Origin of the sequence: Enterococcus sp. 6D12_DIV0197, assembly GCF_002174385.1 — a bacterium.
Taxonomy (GTDB): Bacteria; Bacillota; Bacilli; order Lactobacillales; family Enterococcaceae; genus Enterococcus_D; species Enterococcus_D casseliflavus.
This window is the reverse complement of the sequence record NZ_NIBN01000001.1, coordinates 747904-765629: the sequence shown is the minus strand read 5'-3', so window position 1 is coordinate 765629 and position 17726 is coordinate 747904. Positions and strand designations below refer to the sequence as shown.

General features: G+C 39.6%; 16 protein-coding genes and 1 pseudogene. 4 read left to right on the top strand and 13 right to left on the bottom strand.

What is annotated here, in order from left to right; genetic code table 11:
- Positions 1-78: 78 nt before the first annotated feature.
- The 8 genes from A5867_RS03680 to A5867_RS03640 form a co-directional block, all read right to left on the bottom strand.
- Complete coding sequence (locus A5867_RS03680) at positions 79-1041, bottom strand: transketolase C-terminal domain-containing protein (protein ID WP_087626884.1); 963 nt, start codon at positions 1039-1041, stop codon at positions 79-81.
- A gap of 3 nt (positions 1042-1044) precedes the next feature.
- A complete protein-coding gene (locus A5867_RS03675; RefSeq protein WP_005231438.1) occupies positions 1045-1902 on the bottom strand; it encodes a transketolase in 858 nt (285 codons plus the stop codon).
- Between the two features lie 22 nt (positions 1903-1924).
- A complete protein-coding gene (locus A5867_RS03670) occupies positions 1925-3289 on the bottom strand; it encodes a PTS ascorbate transporter subunit IIC (RefSeq protein WP_005232062.1) in 1365 nt (454 codons plus the stop codon).
- 16 nt (positions 3290-3305) lie between these two features.
- Positions 3306-3587, bottom strand: coding sequence for a PTS sugar transporter subunit IIB (locus A5867_RS03665; protein ID WP_005227537.1), 282 nt, complete (start codon positions 3585-3587; stop codon positions 3306-3308).
- Entirely contained in the window at positions 3584-5623 is a 2040-nt protein-coding gene (locus tag A5867_RS03660) for a BglG family transcription antiterminator (protein ID WP_074934582.1), read from the bottom strand. Before A5867_RS03660 ends, A5867_RS03665 begins: the two co-directional genes overlap by 4 nt.
- A 363-nt stretch (positions 5624-5986) precedes the next feature.
- Positions 5987-7249 carry a PTS transporter subunit EIIC gene (locus tag A5867_RS03650; protein ID WP_005227532.1) on the bottom strand — a complete coding sequence of 421 codons (1263 nt, stop codon included), beginning with the start codon at positions 7247-7249 and terminating at the stop codon, positions 5987-5989.
- Positions 7250-7263: 14 nt separating this feature from the next.
- Positions 7264-7989 (bottom strand): glucosamine-6-phosphate deaminase, encoded by a 726-nt coding sequence (locus A5867_RS03645; protein ID WP_087626883.1) that lies wholly within the window; start codon positions 7987-7989, stop codon positions 7264-7266.
- Positions 7990-7991: 2 nt separating this feature from the next.
- Positions 7992-9317: a 6-phospho-beta-glucosidase gene (locus A5867_RS03640; RefSeq protein WP_074536597.1), complete on the bottom strand. Its 1326-nt coding sequence runs from the start codon at positions 9315-9317 to the stop codon at positions 7992-7994.
- 145 nt (positions 9318-9462) lie between these two features.
- Here A5867_RS03640 and A5867_RS03635 point away from each other — a divergent pair, with 145 nt between their 5' ends.
- Positions 9463-10215: a MurR/RpiR family transcriptional regulator gene (locus tag A5867_RS03635; RefSeq protein ID WP_005227526.1), complete on the top strand. Its 753-nt coding sequence runs from the start codon at positions 9463-9465 to the stop codon at positions 10213-10215.
- Positions 10216-10407: 192 nt separating this feature from the next.
- On the opposite strand, the gene A5867_RS03630 is transcribed toward A5867_RS03635, so the two are convergent.
- Both A5867_RS03630 and A5867_RS03625 read right to left on the bottom strand, forming a co-directional pair.
- Positions 10408-11736 carry a PTS sugar transporter subunit IIC gene (locus A5867_RS03630; RefSeq protein ID WP_005227522.1) on the bottom strand — a complete coding sequence of 443 codons (1329 nt, stop codon included), beginning with the start codon at positions 11734-11736 and terminating at the stop codon, positions 10408-10410.
- A 144-nt stretch (positions 11737-11880) separates the two neighbouring features.
- A complete protein-coding gene (locus tag A5867_RS03625) occupies positions 11881-12594 on the bottom strand; it encodes a GntR family transcriptional regulator (RefSeq protein ID WP_005227520.1) in 714 nt (237 codons plus the stop codon).
- Positions 12595-12762: 168 nt separating this feature from the next.
- Here A5867_RS03625 and A5867_RS03620 point away from each other — a divergent pair, with 168 nt between their 5' ends.
- Positions 12763-14187 (top strand): glycoside hydrolase family 1 protein, encoded by a 1425-nt coding sequence (locus A5867_RS03620; RefSeq protein ID WP_074536600.1) that lies wholly within the window; start codon positions 12763-12765, stop codon positions 14185-14187.
- A 518-nt stretch (positions 14188-14705) separates the two neighbouring features.
- Here A5867_RS03620 and A5867_RS03610 read toward each other — a convergent pair.
- Positions 14706-14850 (bottom strand): annotated as a pseudogene (locus tag A5867_RS03610) (putative holin-like toxin).
- A 327-nt stretch (positions 14851-15177) separates the two neighbouring features.
- Here A5867_RS03610 and A5867_RS03605 point away from each other — a divergent pair.
- Positions 15178-16011, top strand: a complete 834-nt coding sequence (locus tag A5867_RS03605; protein ID WP_087626882.1) for an AraC family transcriptional regulator — start codon at positions 15178-15180, stop codon at positions 16009-16011.
- Complete coding sequence (locus A5867_RS03600) at positions 16004-16423, top strand: DUF2000 domain-containing protein (RefSeq protein ID WP_005232083.1); 420 nt, start codon at positions 16004-16006, stop codon at positions 16421-16423. Before A5867_RS03605 ends, A5867_RS03600 begins: the two co-directional genes overlap by 8 nt.
- Positions 16424-16615: 192 nt before the next feature.
- Here A5867_RS03600 and A5867_RS03595 read toward each other — a convergent pair whose 3' ends face one another.
- Positions 16616-17158 (bottom strand): DUF3267 domain-containing protein, encoded by a 543-nt coding sequence (locus A5867_RS03595; protein ID WP_087626881.1) that lies wholly within the window; start codon positions 17156-17158, stop codon positions 16616-16618.
- Between the two features lie 58 nt (positions 17159-17216).
- Complete coding sequence (locus tag A5867_RS03590) at positions 17217-17534, bottom strand: hypothetical protein (RefSeq protein WP_034868787.1); 318 nt, start codon at positions 17532-17534, stop codon at positions 17217-17219.
- Between the last annotated feature and the right edge of the window lie 192 nt (positions 17535-17726).

Sequence of the window (17726 nt, the reverse complement as noted above, 5' to 3'; positions counted from 1 at the left end):
TGTTTGACGCTTTTTTTACAAGATCTGAAAGGAATGAAAAGGAAGCATCAACCATTGATTCGCTGATGCTTCCTTTTTCTATCCCTTGACCTTCCCCTCGACTATTTGCTGCTTGATTGAAGCAGCATCTAAGCCATATTCTTTTTGCAGGAAATCGGGTGTGCCGACTTGACCGAATCGTTCGTTGACACCAATACGTTTTAAGGGGACAGCACTGCCTGTTTCAGCAAGCACTTCGGCGACGGCACTTCCTAGTCCACCGGTAATAGAATGATTTTCGATGGTGATGACTTGCCGTTTCCCCTGAACTTCGCGGAGGATCAATTCTTTATCGATTGGTTTGATGGTAAACATGTCGATCACTTCGCAGCTAATTCCTATTTCTGCTAATTCTTCTGCCACTTGCAGTGTTTCAGAAACCAATTGTCCGCTAGCAATCAACAACAGTTCATCGCCTGGTCTTAAAATATTGCCTTTTCCTAGTTCAAAGGTCGAGCCTTTTTCATAAATCATCGGAACCGCTTTCCGATTGCCTCGTACGTAATGAATGCCTGATAATTGGCTAAAGGTTTTTATGATCCACGCCATTTGGACTTCATCCGCTGCATCGCAGACGACCGATTGGGGAATCATTCGCATCAAAGCCACATCTTCCCATGTCGTATGGGTGCCGCCGTTGTGCCCGACTGCAAACCCTGGATCAGAACCGTAAATATTGATCGTATTGCCGCCATAGCCGCCAGAAATAAACAGCTGATCGAATACCCGACGCGTTGCAAATGGCCCAAAGGTGTGGATAAAAGGTGTATAACCAGTTAAACTCAAGCCAGCCGCGACACCAACCATATTGGCTTCCGCGATCCCCATGTTGATAAAGCGTTGGGGATGTTTGTTGGCAATCGTGGTCCAGCCGCTGGCAGAGCCAAGGTCGGCATCTAACGCAACTAGCTGGTTATTTTCATCCATGAGTTCCACCAATGTGTCAACGACACAAGTTCGCAGCTCTTTACCAGCAGCAGTGGTTTTGCTTAATGTAAACATGCCTTAGCGTCCTCCTTCGATTTTTATGGTCAATTCTTTGATTGCCGCTTCTGCCGCTTGATTGATCTCATCCGTGGTAAACTTCACGGAGTGATTGGCATCTAGTTCTTCAAAGAAAGGAACGCCTTGTCCTTTCACGCTGTCCAAGACAATGCAAACCGCTTGGTCTTCGATTGCTTTGCAGCGCTCGATTGCCTCATCAATGGCTTGCATGTCTGCCCCTGGAACTTTTTCTGTATAAAAGCCAAAAGCAGTCATCTTCTGCTGGATATCAAAAGGATCAAGAATGTCTTTGGTTGGCCCATCTAGCTGTTTTTTGTTGTCATCAATAATGACGATACAGTGATTCAGTTTAAAGTGGGCAATGTATTGGAAGGCTTCCCAGCACTGTCCTTCATTTAGTTCACCATCCCCGACGATCAAATAAACAAAATTGTCCTTGCCTGCCAAGCGCAGGCCTGTCGCGATCCCAGCAGCCATGGAAGTCCCCTGTCCCAGTGAACCTGTGGTGGCATCAACCCCTGGCGTTTTCCAGCGATCCGGATGGGAAGGCAGTCTCGTGCCGCCCTCATTGATCGTCCATAACCACGACCGATCAAAATAGCCCGTATTTGCTAATGCACTATACAGTGCGGCGCCAGCATGCCCTTTTGACAAGACGAGTCGGTCACGATCCGCCCACTGTGGATCTTGTGGATTGATTCGCAGCTGTTTGCCGTACAAAACGGCCAATAATTCAACAATTGAAAAGGAGCCGCCCAGATGGCCTTGTCCCATTTTCTTGATGCTGCAAAGGGTATCTAAACGAATCTTTGCCGCTAATTCTTCAAGCTCGTGGTATTTTTGTTCACTGATTGCCACTATTTATCCCTCCATCCTCTATTTATTCAGAAACAGATTTTGCCCGACTGTTTTTCTTGAAAATCGTCAATCCGATCAAGACCGCGACTACCGCAATTATCCCTGAGAAGATGGCGATTTGACCGCCCATATTGGCTAGGTTTCCTAGGAAGATCCCTGCAACCCCATAGTCGGTATCAGAGAAAGTTGATCCTTGGAACCCAAGATCCCCCATGACTGGCATCAACAAGATCGGCATAAAGCTGATAATGATCCCATGAATAAAGGACCCAATGACGGCGCCTCGCACACCACCCGTTGCATTGCCGTAAACACCTGCCGTTGCGCCACAGAAGAAATGGGGTACGACCCCTGGAATAATAACGGTTGTTCCTGTGAAGACCATGATGATCAAACTAACGATCCCACCGACAAAACTGGTTAGAAAACCAATCAGAACAGCATTTGGCGCATAAGGAAAGACGATTGGACAATCCAATGCAGGAATCGCATTAGGAACAAGCTTTTCAGAAATCCCTTTAAAGGCTGGTACGATTTCTGCCAAAATCAAACGGACACCAGCTAAAATCACAAAGACACCAGCGGCAAACGAACCTGCTTGCTGCAACGAATAAATGATCGAGTTCGTGCCATTGCTAAGATTTTCCGTAATAAATTCACTCCCAGCAAAAATTGCTACGATCACGTATACAACCGCCATCGTAATCGTGATACTAACAGTAGAATCCCGCAAGAAAGACAGGCCTTTCGGAAAATTGATGTCTTCGGTAGATTTTTCCTTATTGCCGACGTATTTCCCAATCAACCCGCTCAATGCGTAGCCGAAGTTCCCCGTATGCCCCAATGCGACGGAATCATTTTTAGTAATTTCTCGGGTAAACGGTTGTGCGATCGCTGGGAAAATCGTGTTACAGATCCCTAACGCTAAGCCCCCAAATAAAACTAGATTAAAAGTATTCATTCCAGTAACGCTCAAAATAACCGCAATCATACACGCCATATACAACGTGGCATGCCCAGTCAAATAAATGTATTTAAAGCGAGTGATACGGGCAATCAAAATATTGAAGGCCATTCCGGCTAACATAATAAGTGCGGTATAGGTGCCGTAAGTTGTCAACGCTAGCGCAACGATCGCTTCGTTATTTGGTACGACCCCTTGCATGTTAAAGGCTGCTTGGAACATCTCCCCAAATGGCGCCAGAGAGCTTTCGATCACCCCAGCCCCGGCAGTGACCACGAGAAACCCAACAAAGGTTTTGATGCCCCCTTTGACGATCGTGGCAATGTCTTTTTTCTGCAGCACATTCCCCAAAACGGCGATCAGCGCAACTAAGATCGCTGGGGTACTCGCGATATCAACAAGAATATCTAAAAATTCGTTCATGACTGTCTACTCCTTTTTATAGTAATCCTTTTTCCTGACAAACGGCTTGAACCTTTTGCTTCAATTCATCGAGATCGATAATACTGTCTAAAACTACGATCTCACCTAGATGCTGCGCACTATCGGCTAAATCGCCGCCAACGAAGAAAACATCCGCCATATCGGGTGCAGCACTTCCTAAATCATAATGGGACACTTCCACGCCTGAGACACCCAGTTCATTTAAAACAGAATTGATATTCATCTCCACCATAAAACTTGATCCTAATCCTGACCCACACACTGCTGCAAATTTCATTTTTCATCTTCTCCTTCTCTAATCACTTCAATTATTTGATCCGCATTGGTTGCGGAAAGTAACGCAGTTAGTTTTTCATTATTCGACAAAATTTTAGTTAAACTCGCTAACGCTTTTAGATGGAGTTCATTGTCAACCGCCGCCAAACATATAAACACGTGAATGGGGTGTTGCGGATCATCATTCAAAAGCACTGGTTCTTTGACTTTTAATAACGACATCCCGATGGCATTGACCCCATCTTCTGGACGTGCATGAGGCAAAGCGATGCCTTTTCCAATATGGATAAAAGGACCGTGATCCACCACTTTATTGATCATGGCGGTAATATACTGCTCCTCAATTTTATTGGTCTTTTTTAATGGCGCAGCAGCTGCTCGAATGGCTTCTTGCCAAGTCAGCGGCACCTCGGTAAATTGGATGGTTTCTGCTGTTAATAAATCTGATAACATCGGACGTTGGTCTTCCCTTCTATTCAATTCTCGATTGATTTTTCTTTGCAAAATTTTTCTCAGCTTTTGCTTACTGATTCCTGCTTTTAAATCAACATAGGGCAAAATCACTTCTAACACATCGTCAATGGAATGCAATCCAGTTTTTGAAGGGAAAAATGCCGCTTGTACGTTTTTAACCAGTTCATCCTTCTCAATGGGTGTCATAATCGGATTGATCACATAACAGGGTCGTTTGGTTTTGATCGGCGCACTGGAAAAAATCAGATCAATCTCTTCATTAAACCGAACATTTTCATACTCTTCGATCGAACGAGCCGGCAAAAAATGGATCTGGGGAAACAGTTCCTTTAATTCTGATTCCAAAATCAAGGATGAACTGATGCCACTGGGACAAACGACTAATGCATTCAGTTGGAAGTAATCACGTTTGGCCTTTTGTTTACTGATTTCTCCACCAAACAAAATCGTAAAATAACCGATTTCTTCATCAGGGATCGTGCCGACTAGGTCTTCTAAAGAACCCAGTGCTCGTCTCGTCAGTTCAAACAACTCATTGTATTGCAGCTTGATTTCTTCAATCAGTACATTCTCCAGTGGAAAACCGTAGCGGATTCGAAAATACGCTGGGACAAGATGATAGAATGTGTTCATCAAAAGGGTGCGATAGTCCACAAACTCGATAGCTGCCAGCCGTTCCATTTCATGAATGATCTTACTGGCACATTCCAATAAAAACTCTAATGAAGTATCTTCGATATCTCCTTGCAGAATCGTTTTCAACAGGATCGTTACATAAAGTTCTTCTGTTTTCCGATCTTTGATGTCAGGAAATTCTGCTAAAAACTGCTGACTGACTTGATGGACATGCAGCGACTGGAGCAGCGGTATTTCTGTCTCCGCTAAAGAAACAGCCGTTTCTGCCATCCGAAAGGATAGATAATTAAGAAAATAAAGCATTTCTTCGAAGCGACTCGGAACGATCACCAGATTGAAATCAGTCAGTGTTGCGGACAAACGATCTCTGATTTGAACATAGATCGTTTTATCCTGCTCATAGATTCCCTCAAATAAGAGCAAGTTCCCGTTTTTCGTATTGGATAACGTGCTGACCTTTCGAAAGGCAAGAGCGCGAATCTGATATTCCTCTCCCTCTAGATAAAAGCCATATTTTCGAGAGTACAATAGTTGAATCTTGAAAGCTGCAAGTTCCTCTCTGATCCCCTTTACATCCTTCAAAATCGTATTTTTACTGACATAGAACAGCTCTTGAAACTGATAGACGGATAAATCTTTCACTGCTGAAAAAGTCAGAAGATAAATCATGGACCGCCGCTCTTCTTCCGAAAAAAACAACGTATTCTTCTGGACATCGAAAAGAATTTCCGGCCATTTTCGTTGAATCAGTGAAGGAATCAAAACTTCTCCCTCATGAATCATGATTCGTTGATTCAACCGCTGTTCAGTGATTTGATTGATTTTGGCAATCTCCGCCAAAAATTCCTCATCCCTCCACTTCGTCAAATCAAGAAACGCCTCAACATTTGGTTCTGAAAACAGATACGTCAATTTGAAATGAATCATATTTGCTACCCCCACCTAAACTATAGCTTGCACAAAATGAAATCGCCATCATTTCTCGGTACAACTGAAACTTCGTTTTTTTTTAACGATGGACCGAAGAGGTGATTTCAAGGATTACCATAACATCCAATATAGTATCCGAGAAGGTTTTGTTGATAGAAACAAATGGATAAAAAATACAACATTAAAAAAAGCGAATCATTTACTGATTCGCTTAGATACTGATGCTATTTGTTGTTTTATTATTGAAACTATCAGAATCATTAAAAGCAATCGTCATTTTTCCAATATACTTTTTTAAAGTTATTTTCTGATACCTAAAAGACTTATCTTAATGAATGATGGAAAATAAGCTTTTTCTATCTACTCACTTATACTAACAGGAATCGTTGTTTCCGTTTCCTGTGTCTTTGCGGCTTCGTTTTTTACTTGCTGCTTTTCCAATATTTTGAAAAATGGCATATAAATAAAATATGAGATAGCAATTGATACAACAGACCAAACAGCTGCTCCAATACTACCATTAGTAGCTAAATAAGGACCAATAATAGGAGGAATAGTCCATGGAACTTGAATAACAATCGGTCCTACTATACCAATATTCATTAGGATATACGTACCGATACATAGGACCATAGGCGTTGCTATAAAGGGAATAAGCATTACAGGATTCATCACAATAGGCAAACCAAAAATAACCGGTTCATTGATACAAAAAATAGCTGACGGCAATGATAATCGTCCAATCGACTTATACATCTTACTTCTGGAATGGAGCATATTTAACACTAGACCTAGTGTTGCTCCAGTTCCGCCTAAACACATAAAGACAATCCAAAATCCATCGGCAAAAACATGAGGAACTTCTACACCACTTTGAAAAGCTGCCGTATTATCAGCAAGATAACTTAGGAAAACAGGGGTCGCAATTCCAGACAAAACATTGTCTCCGTGGATTCCACATATCCATAGCAAACAAACGAGAAGTGTGTATAGCAGCATGCCTGGGAGTGTTCCCATCCCTTGCATTAAAGGTTGGAAAACAATAGTAATGATTTCATTGATATCAACCCCTAATAAAGTTCTGACGATCCATATAACGGTCAGAATAAATGCTCCTGGGATTAACGTTGCAAAAGAAGTTGCTACAGTGGGCGGCACACCTTCTGGCATTTTTATTACAATATTATGAGTGACAAACCATTTAAAAGCATGAGTGACAAATACCCCAACAATGATCGCGGTAAACATACCACTAGCACCAAAATTAGCCAAATTTATCGTCCAGTCATCGTTTAATGTTGCTAGAAGAAAGCCGATAGTTGTGAGCATCGAATTAGAAATAGCATCAACACCAAACTCTTTTCCTAAATGATAGCCTATGCCAATTGCAGATATCAGTCCAAGGATTCCGAACGTAACATTGACTGGTGCATTCAACTGCGGCCCCCAATTTGACACAAAATCCATCCATGACTGTATTGGAAAGTTACCAATGATTAGGAAGATACTTCCAACAATAGTAAAAGGAATCGTCATGGAAATCCCATTTCTTATAGCAACTAAGTGTTTACTATTGCCTATTTTCAGCAATATAGGCAATACCTTGTTCTCAATGACCTGCATCGTTTTTCCTCCTTTTAGTTCACGACTTCCTTATCAACCACCAACACAGGATCTTTGTGCAACCATAGAGAAGTAACTGGACACTCTTTTGTAATCGTACCGCTTAGAAATTGTTGTATCGCAGATTTCTTTTTTGCTCCACTAGCTTGTACGATCATTGTTCCAGATTGTAATAATTGTCCTATCCCTAACGTAATTCCTTTCGTACGATCAACTTTCTCGTCTGAAAAATATTTTTTCCCAACACTTTGGGTTGATTCGTCTAAGTTCACTATATGAGCTTTATCTTCGAAGGACGAACCAGGCTCATTAAAACCTAAGTGACCATTTACTCCAACCCCAAGCAAACTCAGTGTTAATCCTCCATTCTCCTCGATAAATTTATCAGCTTTTTTGCATTCCTCATTTAAATCATCGGCTAAAGGATCAAATGTGTGAAGTTGCTTTAGGTCAATAGGAACCCGATTGAATAAGTTTCTTTTCAAATAGGATATACAACTGCCTTCATTTTTCGGATCGATTCCAACCCATTCATCTAGTTCAATAAACTTTGCCTGGGATAAATCTATTTCTTTATTGATTGCTGCTTCTGCAATGATGTTAAGCGTTCCTACGGGTGTATCACCACCTGCAAAGCAATATAACCCATTTGGCTTTTCTTTCAAGACATCTAAAATGAGTTTTGAACAGATCTTACTGACTTCCTGGTAATTTGCCTCAACATAGTATTTTATATTCATTGTCATTCTCCTTTAAAAAAATTCGGCAGATATTCTTTGTGTGCCAAAAGCATTTCATCAAGTAGTTGCTTTGCTGTCCTATCACTTGGAACTAAGGGATTGATCGTCATCGCTAATAAAGCAGTGTTATAGTCTCCCGTAACAGCTGCTTGGGCCGCTATACGTTCAAAAGACTTAATTTGTTGAACTAGCCCTTTGATAGGAATAGGTAATTCACCTGTAGTCAAAGGGATCGGTCCTTGTTTTGTAATCAAACAATTTACTTCAACCGCTGAATCACAATCGATATCACTGATGGCTCCATTATTTCTTGTATTGACCGTTTGAATATCACGTTTGTCATTATAGATGGAATTAATTAAATTACATGCTGCTTCACTATAATAAGCGCCCCCACGTTCTGATAATTGAGGTGGTTTGATTGCTAGATGTTCATCTTTATAAAGTTCAAACAATTCATGTTCGATTTTCTGCACAACTTCTGCACGAGTTCCTTCTTTTTCTGCTGATTGTTTTTGCTCAGACAACATAGTGGCTGTTTGATAGTAATACCTTAAATAGCCGATAGGAATCATGCCAAGTGTTCGGAAAAAATCTGGTTCCCATTCTAAATCAGCAATATTTTTCAGACCAACTGCATCACCAGCATCTTGCGTCATCAATGTAAGTACTTTTTGGGTCACATCAATCCCTTTATGATAAATCTTTTTCGCAAAAACCATATGATTTAGTCCAGTAAATTCAACATATAATTCTTCTTTGGGTACTTTTAATGTTTCTGCAATGCCACGTTCTATTCCAATTGGTCCATTACACAAACCTACTACTCTACGCATATTGCTATGGCGTAAGACAGCTTCTGTCACCATGCCAGCTGGATTAGTAAAGTTGATCAGCCATGCTTCTGGGCAAAGACGCTCCATGTCTTTCACTATTTCTAAGATAACGGGAATCGTGCGTAATCCTTTAAAAAGCCCTCCTGGACCATTCGTTTCTTGTCCAATCGTGTCATATGTTAAAGGGATTCTCTCGTCTTTCGCTCGCGCTTCCAAAAGACCTACACGAAATTGGGTCGTAACGAAGTCCGCATCCTTTAATGCCGCTTCACGATCAAGAGTCATATAAATTTTCATTGGAAGTTCCGCTTTTTTTACCATACGTTTAGCAAGTTCCCCAACAATTTCTAATTTCTCTCTTCCTTGTTCAATATCCACAAGCCATAATTCTGAAATCGGTAATTCAGCATATCGTTTAATAAATCCTTCTATCAATTCTGGTGTATAACTTGATCCACCGCCAATTGTTGCAATTTTTATTCCTTTATCCATCCTGAAACACTCCTTTAACTTAACTACATGGTCAGTATAGATTATTTTTATCTCCATAAATACCGCCTTTAAGTAAACGGTTACAAAAGCAAAAGATTGACACCGGTTACAATCCTGTTACAATTTGTAACAGGAGGGGATTACTATGTTGTTTCTTGACTATCAACCAGACTTAAATGAAACGGATATTGAAGTATATAAAGCAATAATTTCAGACGTAAATGCAGTTGCTTCCATGAGTATTCGTGAATTAGCTGAGAAAAGTCATACGAGTACTGCCAGCGTACTACGCTTTTGTAAAAAATTTCGCTGTACCGGTTTTTCTGAATTTAAAATTTACCTCAGTGCGTATCTCGAATCTCTTAAAGAAGAAAAAGAGGTAAAAACACTTGATTTTGAGAGTGAACTCTTGAATTTTTTAGCACGGACACAAGACAAATTCTTTGAAGATAAATTTGATGAGGCAGTTCACTTATTGATGGAAAAAGAGCTGATTATTTTTATTGGCGTAGGCTCCTCAAATGTTGTTGCTGAATATGGTTCTCTTTATTTCTCGTCACTATTTAACATGGCGATTCGCATTGAAGATCCTAGTAATTACCCTATTAATTACCTATCCACTGAGTTAGCAAAAAAAATGTGTATCGTCGCTTTATCCGTTTCGGGCGAGACCACAGAAATCATTCAATATTTAAATCATTTGAATCTATCAGAAAGCTCAGTAATAGGAATTACCAGCAGCTCTAATTCAACACTTTCTAAATTAGCTGATATTGCAATAACCTATAATATTTCGCTAGAAAAAATTAATGAAGCTGATATTACAACACAGATACCGGCAATGTACATTATTGAAAAGTTAGCGAAAACCGTGAGAAATAGAATGGAAACTCAATAGATTTGTAAAAAAAAATTCTTCAGGTAATTCTTTCCCTCTATTCACAAGTTCACCGATCGATATTCCCACAAAAAAAAGAGACTCACATGTATCTATGTGGTCTCTTTTTGATATATAGATTTGTTCAATTTATTTGTTTCTCTTACCTTTGGTTTGAGAAGACTTCAAAAAATCTTGTGAAGTTTCCTCTTCTCAATCATTTGCCTCTTCATTCCCTATTGTTGAGGTAACTTTTTCATCGATACGTAAAAATGGTAAGTAGATAAAAACACTCACAGCAATGATCGCAATTTGCAAGACTGATGCTCGCCAATCGCCACCAGTTGCTAAAAATCCAGATATGACAGGAGGAGTGGTCCAAGGTATCTGCACGACAACATGATTGATTAAACCAACAGCTGTTGCAAAATATGCAACTGTTAGGGAAAAAATCGGCGCCAATACAAATGGAATAATCAAACTAATATTGAAAACAATTGGTAAACCAAAAATGATCGGTTCACTGATATTAAATAGTGCAGGAGTTACGGATAATTTTGCAAAGTCTTTGTAGTCTTTACGACGACTAAAGATAAAAATAGCAATTAGCAAAGCAATAGTATTTCCTGATCCTCCCATAACAGCAAACGTATCTTTAAATGCCATGTTTATGATATGTGGAATATCTTCCCTATTCGCATAAGCAGCCATATTCTCTTGCATATTTTGAATTAAGAACGGATCGAGAAGTGAACCTGATATCACTGCTTGATGAATTCCAAACCCGAAAAATAGATTTGCAATTGAGGTAATTAAGAGGAACCCTGGTAAACCTGTCGTTACCCTACTTAAAGGTCCAGTGATTAGAGTAGTAATCAACGAATTAACATCCATATTGAATAATTGATTGACAGCAAATGAACCAATTGCGAAGGTAGTCACGGTAATCATGATTGGAATAAGGACGTTAAATGACTTCAACACAGCTGGTGGGATATTTCCTGACAACTGAATTTGTAACTTTTTGTTATTTGATAACTTAATAAAGAGTTCCGTAGCAGCTAAGCCCACAAAAATTCCAACGAACATTCCTGACGCACCAGTATGAGTGACGGGAATAACCCCGCCTACCTCCAGCGCTTCTTGACTTCCTTCTGGTGTAAACATCGTCATCATAGGGGTGAGAACAATAAACGTTGAAATAGCGACTAGAACAGCAGCAATATGATTTGTATAATTTCTGCTAACACACATATGATAAGAAACTGCCGCAACAACTAATAGCGTCGTTATACTTAGCGTTCCATTACTGATGGAAGTCCCGATTTCTTGAATCGTCGTTAATGTTGCTGGATCAATGATATTTCCCATAAATCCTGTTGGCTCTAAAATAACATAGTTGATCAATGTAACAAATCCCGCCAACATCATAAAAGGCATAAAAGTGGCGAAAGCATCCCTTAGTGTTCGAAGATGAATCTGGTTCCCTAGCCTTGTGGCTATTATTCCGAACTTTTCAAAAATAGCATCTTTTTTACTCATAATCCCGATCAGTCTCCTTTTTTAGTTGTAAGCGATTGCTTATGGGATGATCATACACCAGCTTTTTAAAAAAGTAAATATCTTTATTTAAAATTATATATCTTTTTTTAAAATCAAAAAAAGACCAACGAAATTCGTTGGTCTTCACTTCTCAACAAAAACTGCTTCAAAAATAAAATCTTTGTATAAATGTCTCGAAAGAGAATATTCAAACGGTACACCAGATGACAATGACACCACTTTGTCTACCTCTATCATAAACTCGCCTGGTTTTACAGAAAGAATTTCCGCATCGAAGTCATTTGCCACATCACCTTTGATCCAAATATGGGAAGATTTAATCTCTAGACCAAGCTCATTTGTAATGTAGCCATATACAGAACGTTTCAAATGCTTTGGTTCTAACCCCGGTATAACAGAAAGTGGCATAAACGTTTGCTCAATAGAATACGGTTGTTCATCAATAAAACGACTTCTAATAATATTATAGACATACTCTTTTTGATTTATTTCTAAAATTTCTGCCACTTCATTCGATGGCAACTCAATTGAGAACGTATGGATTTCAGAAGTCACATGTTCTTCCCCTACTAAATCAAAAAGACCTTCATTTGGTCCAAACACTTTCGAATTATCAATTGGTCTGCGTAGAACTTCCGTTCCGAATCCACTACGTGTTCGTAAAACTCCCTCTGATACTAGCATATCAATACCTTTCTTCACAGTGAGCTTACTTGTTTGATACTCATGCGCAAGTTCATCGCCTGTAGGTAATTTTTCGCCGATTTGATAGGTTCCATTGGCAATTTTTTTCTTTACCTCCGTATAAACCTCCATATATTTTGGCTGTTTCTTCATAACTTACTCCCTCATACTCATCTCTATTACTTATACTTTAACATAAAAAATTGTCTTTTTACAGCTAAAAATATACCCATCACGAAAAGATATATATTTTTAATAAAAAGTATTTATTTATACTAAAAGCAATGTTACACTATTAAAAACGAACAGGAGGAAACGATAATGTCAAGACAAACTCAGTTAACATTTCCAGATGACTTTTGGTGGGGCTCCGCTTGGTCAGCAGAACAATCTGAAGGGCGTGGAGAAACAGGAAAAGCAGAGACCGTATGGGATCGGTGGTTTCACGAAGAACCTCATCGTTTTTATAAACGAATTGGACCTAGTATTACGACAGACCATATCCATCGTTACCACGAAGATATTCAATTGATGAAACAAACGGGGCACAATTCATTTCGTGTGTCTATCTCATGGGCACGAATGTTTCCAAATGATGGGGTTGGTAAACCAAACGAGAAAGCGATAGCCTATTATCGAGATCTTTTTACCGAAATGAAAAATAATAATATCAAAGTTTTTGCGAATCTCTATCATTTTGATATGCCCGCAAAATTACAAGATAAAGGGGGATGGGAATCACGTGAAGTTGTTGATGCTTATGTAAATTTTGCTGATACCTGTTTTCTAGCGTTTGGCGACTTAGTTTATCATTGGTTCACCTTTAACGAACCTTTGGGGCCAATCTTGGGCTCTTATTTAGAAGATTTTCACTATCCAAATCTCATTGATTTTAAGCGTGGTGCTCAAGCAGCGTTCTTTACCATATTAGCTCATGCAAAAGCCATTCAAACTTTTAAAAAATACCAGCTATCTAGCAAAATCGGAGTAATTCTCAATTTGAGTCCGACTTTCCCAAGAAGCCAAAATTCAGCAGATAAAAAAGCAGCAGAAATTGCGGATCTTTTTTATACTCGTAGTTTCTTAGATCCCATGGTCAAAGGAGTATTTCCAGAAAAACTAGTCTCGTTGCTGGAGGAATATGACCAATTACCCGTTGATTTCAATGACACAGACCTAAAAATTATTGAAGAGAATACCGCACAGATACTTGGTCTAAACTACTATGAACCACGCCGTGTCAAAGCAAGAACTTCTGCCGTTAATCTAGAAAGTCCATTCTTACCAGAATGGTTCTTTGAACCGCATATTATGCCTGGCCGTCGAATGAATGAATATCGTGGATGGGAAATCTATGAAAAAGGAATTTATGATTTATGTATGGACATCAAAAATAACTACGGAAATATTGAATCCTTTATCTCAGAAAACGGTATGGGTGTTGCTAATGAAGAACGGTTCATGGATGAAAATGGACAGGTGATTGATGACTATCGCATTGAATTTATCCAAGACCATCTCGCCTATTTATGGAAAGCAATTCAAGATGGCTGTAATATAAAAGGATACCATCTATGGACATTCATTGATTGTTGGTCATGGATCAATGCATATAAAAACCGCTACGGCTTAGTTTCTTTAGATTTAGCCACACAGAAACGTACAATAAAGAAAAGCGGCTTGTTTTACAAGGAACTAAGTAAGCAAAACGGTTTTTCCTACGATCTCGAGCGACTGGTAGATTAGCATTCACGAATATGATCGATAGTGATCTGTATAGAAGAAACCTGTTGCCACAACTCCTCTTTCGCACCTTTTAAGAAGGCGACAGGGTTTTGTTAGTAAAAAAATAACCGTTTCCCTGCTAAAGTCGACGGGTATTTTTTTGTCATTTTTCACTGTGGCTAGGATACGAAAGAGCAGCATGGCAATAAATGTACCAGAATTTATCTGGAACTTATTAGCCGCTAGTTTCGATAATCATGCTTCCCTTTTCTTTAAACATTGCATTCGTTTTTAGATGTTCGAACACTTCTCCAAAATGACTACATCGAACACCTTATTCCAATTGAGAATAAGGTTTTGCCTATGTCGCTTATCGATTTTGTTTGAAAATATCCTTGTTAAAGTTGAAAAATCACTCTCTTCTTGCTATACTAACTATGTAAAGAGGAGTTGTGGCCACAACCCCTCTGCAGCGCCATTTAAGACGGCGACAGGTTTATTAACTTAAAAAATAACCGTTTTCCTGCTAAAGTTGACGGTTATTTTTTTTTGTCATTTTTCACTGCGGCTAGGATACCAAAGATCAGCATGGCGGTAAATGTACCAAAACTGATCATTAGCCCGATTGCTTCCGCTGTGGACAAAAAGGCTTCTCCTTTCTGAAGAGTTAGTACTTACATTCATAAGCACCACCACCTTTCAAAGATAGCCACCGTCACAAACTTTACTGCAGTCAAATGGTACCATACTTCCATCAATAAAACTTTCAAATGCCAAGGATTTATCATTATTTTTTCACGGCTCATGGTCCATCTGCTGTGATTCATTCCATAAATTCGTCAAAATAACCCGCTGTTCTCTCTTCAAGCCTGATCCACTCTTTTCCGACCTTCTCCAGTCCCTTTTCTCAGTCCCAACCAAGTGTCTTCCATCAAGAAAAATAGTCAAAAGTCAATATCATTCTATTCACCAAAAACCACTTTTGTTATAGTAACAAAAAGGAGAATGCAGATGAGAAATGAACGAAAAATCATTCAAGATAGCACCCTTGGTGTAGAAGCTTTATTATTTAACGGCATCCAGCAGGAGTTTCCTAACCATTGGCACGAATATTATGTGATTGGCTTGATGGAAGCTGGGACGCGTCAATTCACCTGTCAAAATACCTGCTATATCGTTGAAGCAGGCGACTTGATTTTGATTCCACCAAAGGCTGCCCACCGCTGCCAGCAACTCACGGAGGAGAAGCTGGTTTACCGTAATATCCACTTAACCCCGGAGAACATGGCGGTACAAGTACAAAAAATTTTTAACACTCAATTGACGCCCCACTTTCCTGAACCGGTCATTCGCCAAGTGAAAGAAAAAGAGGAATTTCATGCAGTGCATCAGCTGCTGCTGTCGGATCGCGGTGATGAGTTTGAAAAGCAAGAACGCTTTACTTGTCTGCTTCACGACCTGCTTGTTCAGTATGCGGATTTCACCCACGAACAAACGGACCCGGTGTCAAATAAAGCCACAACGGCAAAAGCCTATATCGATCAACATTATGCCGAAAAATTGTCCTTGAGTGAATTAAGTGACGTTCTTGGAATGAATCAGTACGTCTTGATTCGGCAGTTTACCAAAGCGTATGGGCTGTCGCCGTTTCAATATTTAAGTACGGTGCGCATCAGTGCTGCCAAGAAAAGACTAGAAGCACAAGAAGCAATTGCAGAAGTCGCTTTTCTGACAGGTTTTAGTGACCAAAGTCATTTTACCCGTATCTTTAAAAGCTTGATTGGGGTCACCCCGAAAGCTTACCAAACAATTTACCAAGAAGATGGAGTGAGAACGTATGAATAACCAAGAAAAATGTGTCATGATTATCGATGAACAATTACCGATTGGCTTAGTTGCAAATACTGCAGCAATTTTAGGCGCAACCTTAGGCAAATTGTTTCCCGAAGGAATCGGAGAGGATATTTACGATTCCACAGGCAGAAAACACCTTGGCATTGTCAACTTTCCCATTCCTATCTTAAAAACGAACAAGGAACAGTTGCAGACCATTCGTGAATCGATCAGTCAACAAGCAGATCCAGAAGTAACCATCATTGATTTTTCCGACGTTGCTCAGACCACCAATTCTTACGAGCAATACCGTCAGACGCTTGAGACAATTCCCACAGAAACACTGGCTTATTTTGGTCTTTGTTTAAAAGGCAAGAAAAAGAGTATCAATAAAGTCGCTGGCAGCTTGCCGTTGTATCGGTAAAGCGCTAGTAAAAAACGGTCGTTTAAAACAAGTTTTCTTTTTGTCGACCGAACAGTCTTCTTGCTATATACGTTTTTTATAAACAGTCCTATAAAAAAACAAACACTTTTGAGGTGTTTGTTTTTTTGTAAGAGATTTTCTAGCATACATTTTCTTGCTCTTTGATTTTGCCAAGATCAATTGAAAAATAAACTACTCTCCTTGATAAATATTCAGCCCCACTTCAGTATCTTCTACACAACTGTTCGCTGGTGCTTTAACAATCAGAAAAAGAAAGTAAAAGTCTCCCACACAAGAAGCGGCATGTGCGGTAGCAATCAAGATAAAAAGAGATGCCGTCAACCAGCCAAATAAATAAAATAGAAAGAGACCCACAGAAATGCCAAGGAATGGCGCCAATAAAATGATGGCAAATTTCCCTTTTGAATAAAAGGAATGGGGACTCGTGGCATATGCTACCCCATTTTTGAACCCAAACTTTACCTTCCCTTTAGGGTCAAAAAGCTTAAAGAAGGCACCATGGATCAATTCATGAATAATGATGAGAATAAAATACGCAACCATTAAGATCAAAAGATCGAAAACAAACGAAGTTTCAGCATTTGACCCATGACCACCTAAGACAAAGAGTGTAAAGAACACATAGAAAAAAATAAAACTAGGGATCGCCGCGAGATTCAATCTCTTTATTGTTTTTTTATCATCCATCAAATTGATTTGTTTGAGTAATTTCATCGCTGTTCTCCTTTTCTTTTTGTCATTCTTCTTAGTATATGATTTCTATGAACTCCCTTTACCCAACCAACAAGAGCAGCAAACACAAAACCAGTGCCGTTAAAACGAAGAGGAAATTGATCATCTCTGGCGCACCTTCAATCCTTCTCTGTAATGGCGGAGGACGAAAACTTGGATTCATACGTTTCGTTTGGTAGTCCACGCTGCTTGATAAAAAGCTGTCGGAAGGGATCATAAACACCAACAGAACGCCATAAATAATGGAGGCAGGAATCAGGAGTGAGCATTTGGCTAGGTAACCAATCAGTAGACTCACGATCAAAGGAATAGCTACGTACAAAACACTTTGGTACAGTATTCGCCGAATTGGTTTCATGGGGAAGTCTCCTTAGTCAGTAATCGTTACACACAGGTACAAAATAATTTTATTTACTTATCAAATAAATATACCATTGCTTTTAAAGACTGTAAACACGCCAGAAAACCAAGTCGATGCTGCCAAGCGCGACTGCCCAATGCTTGGTGCAAAAAAAGAAGTGGTTTCTTCCCACTTCTTAAAAAGCACTCT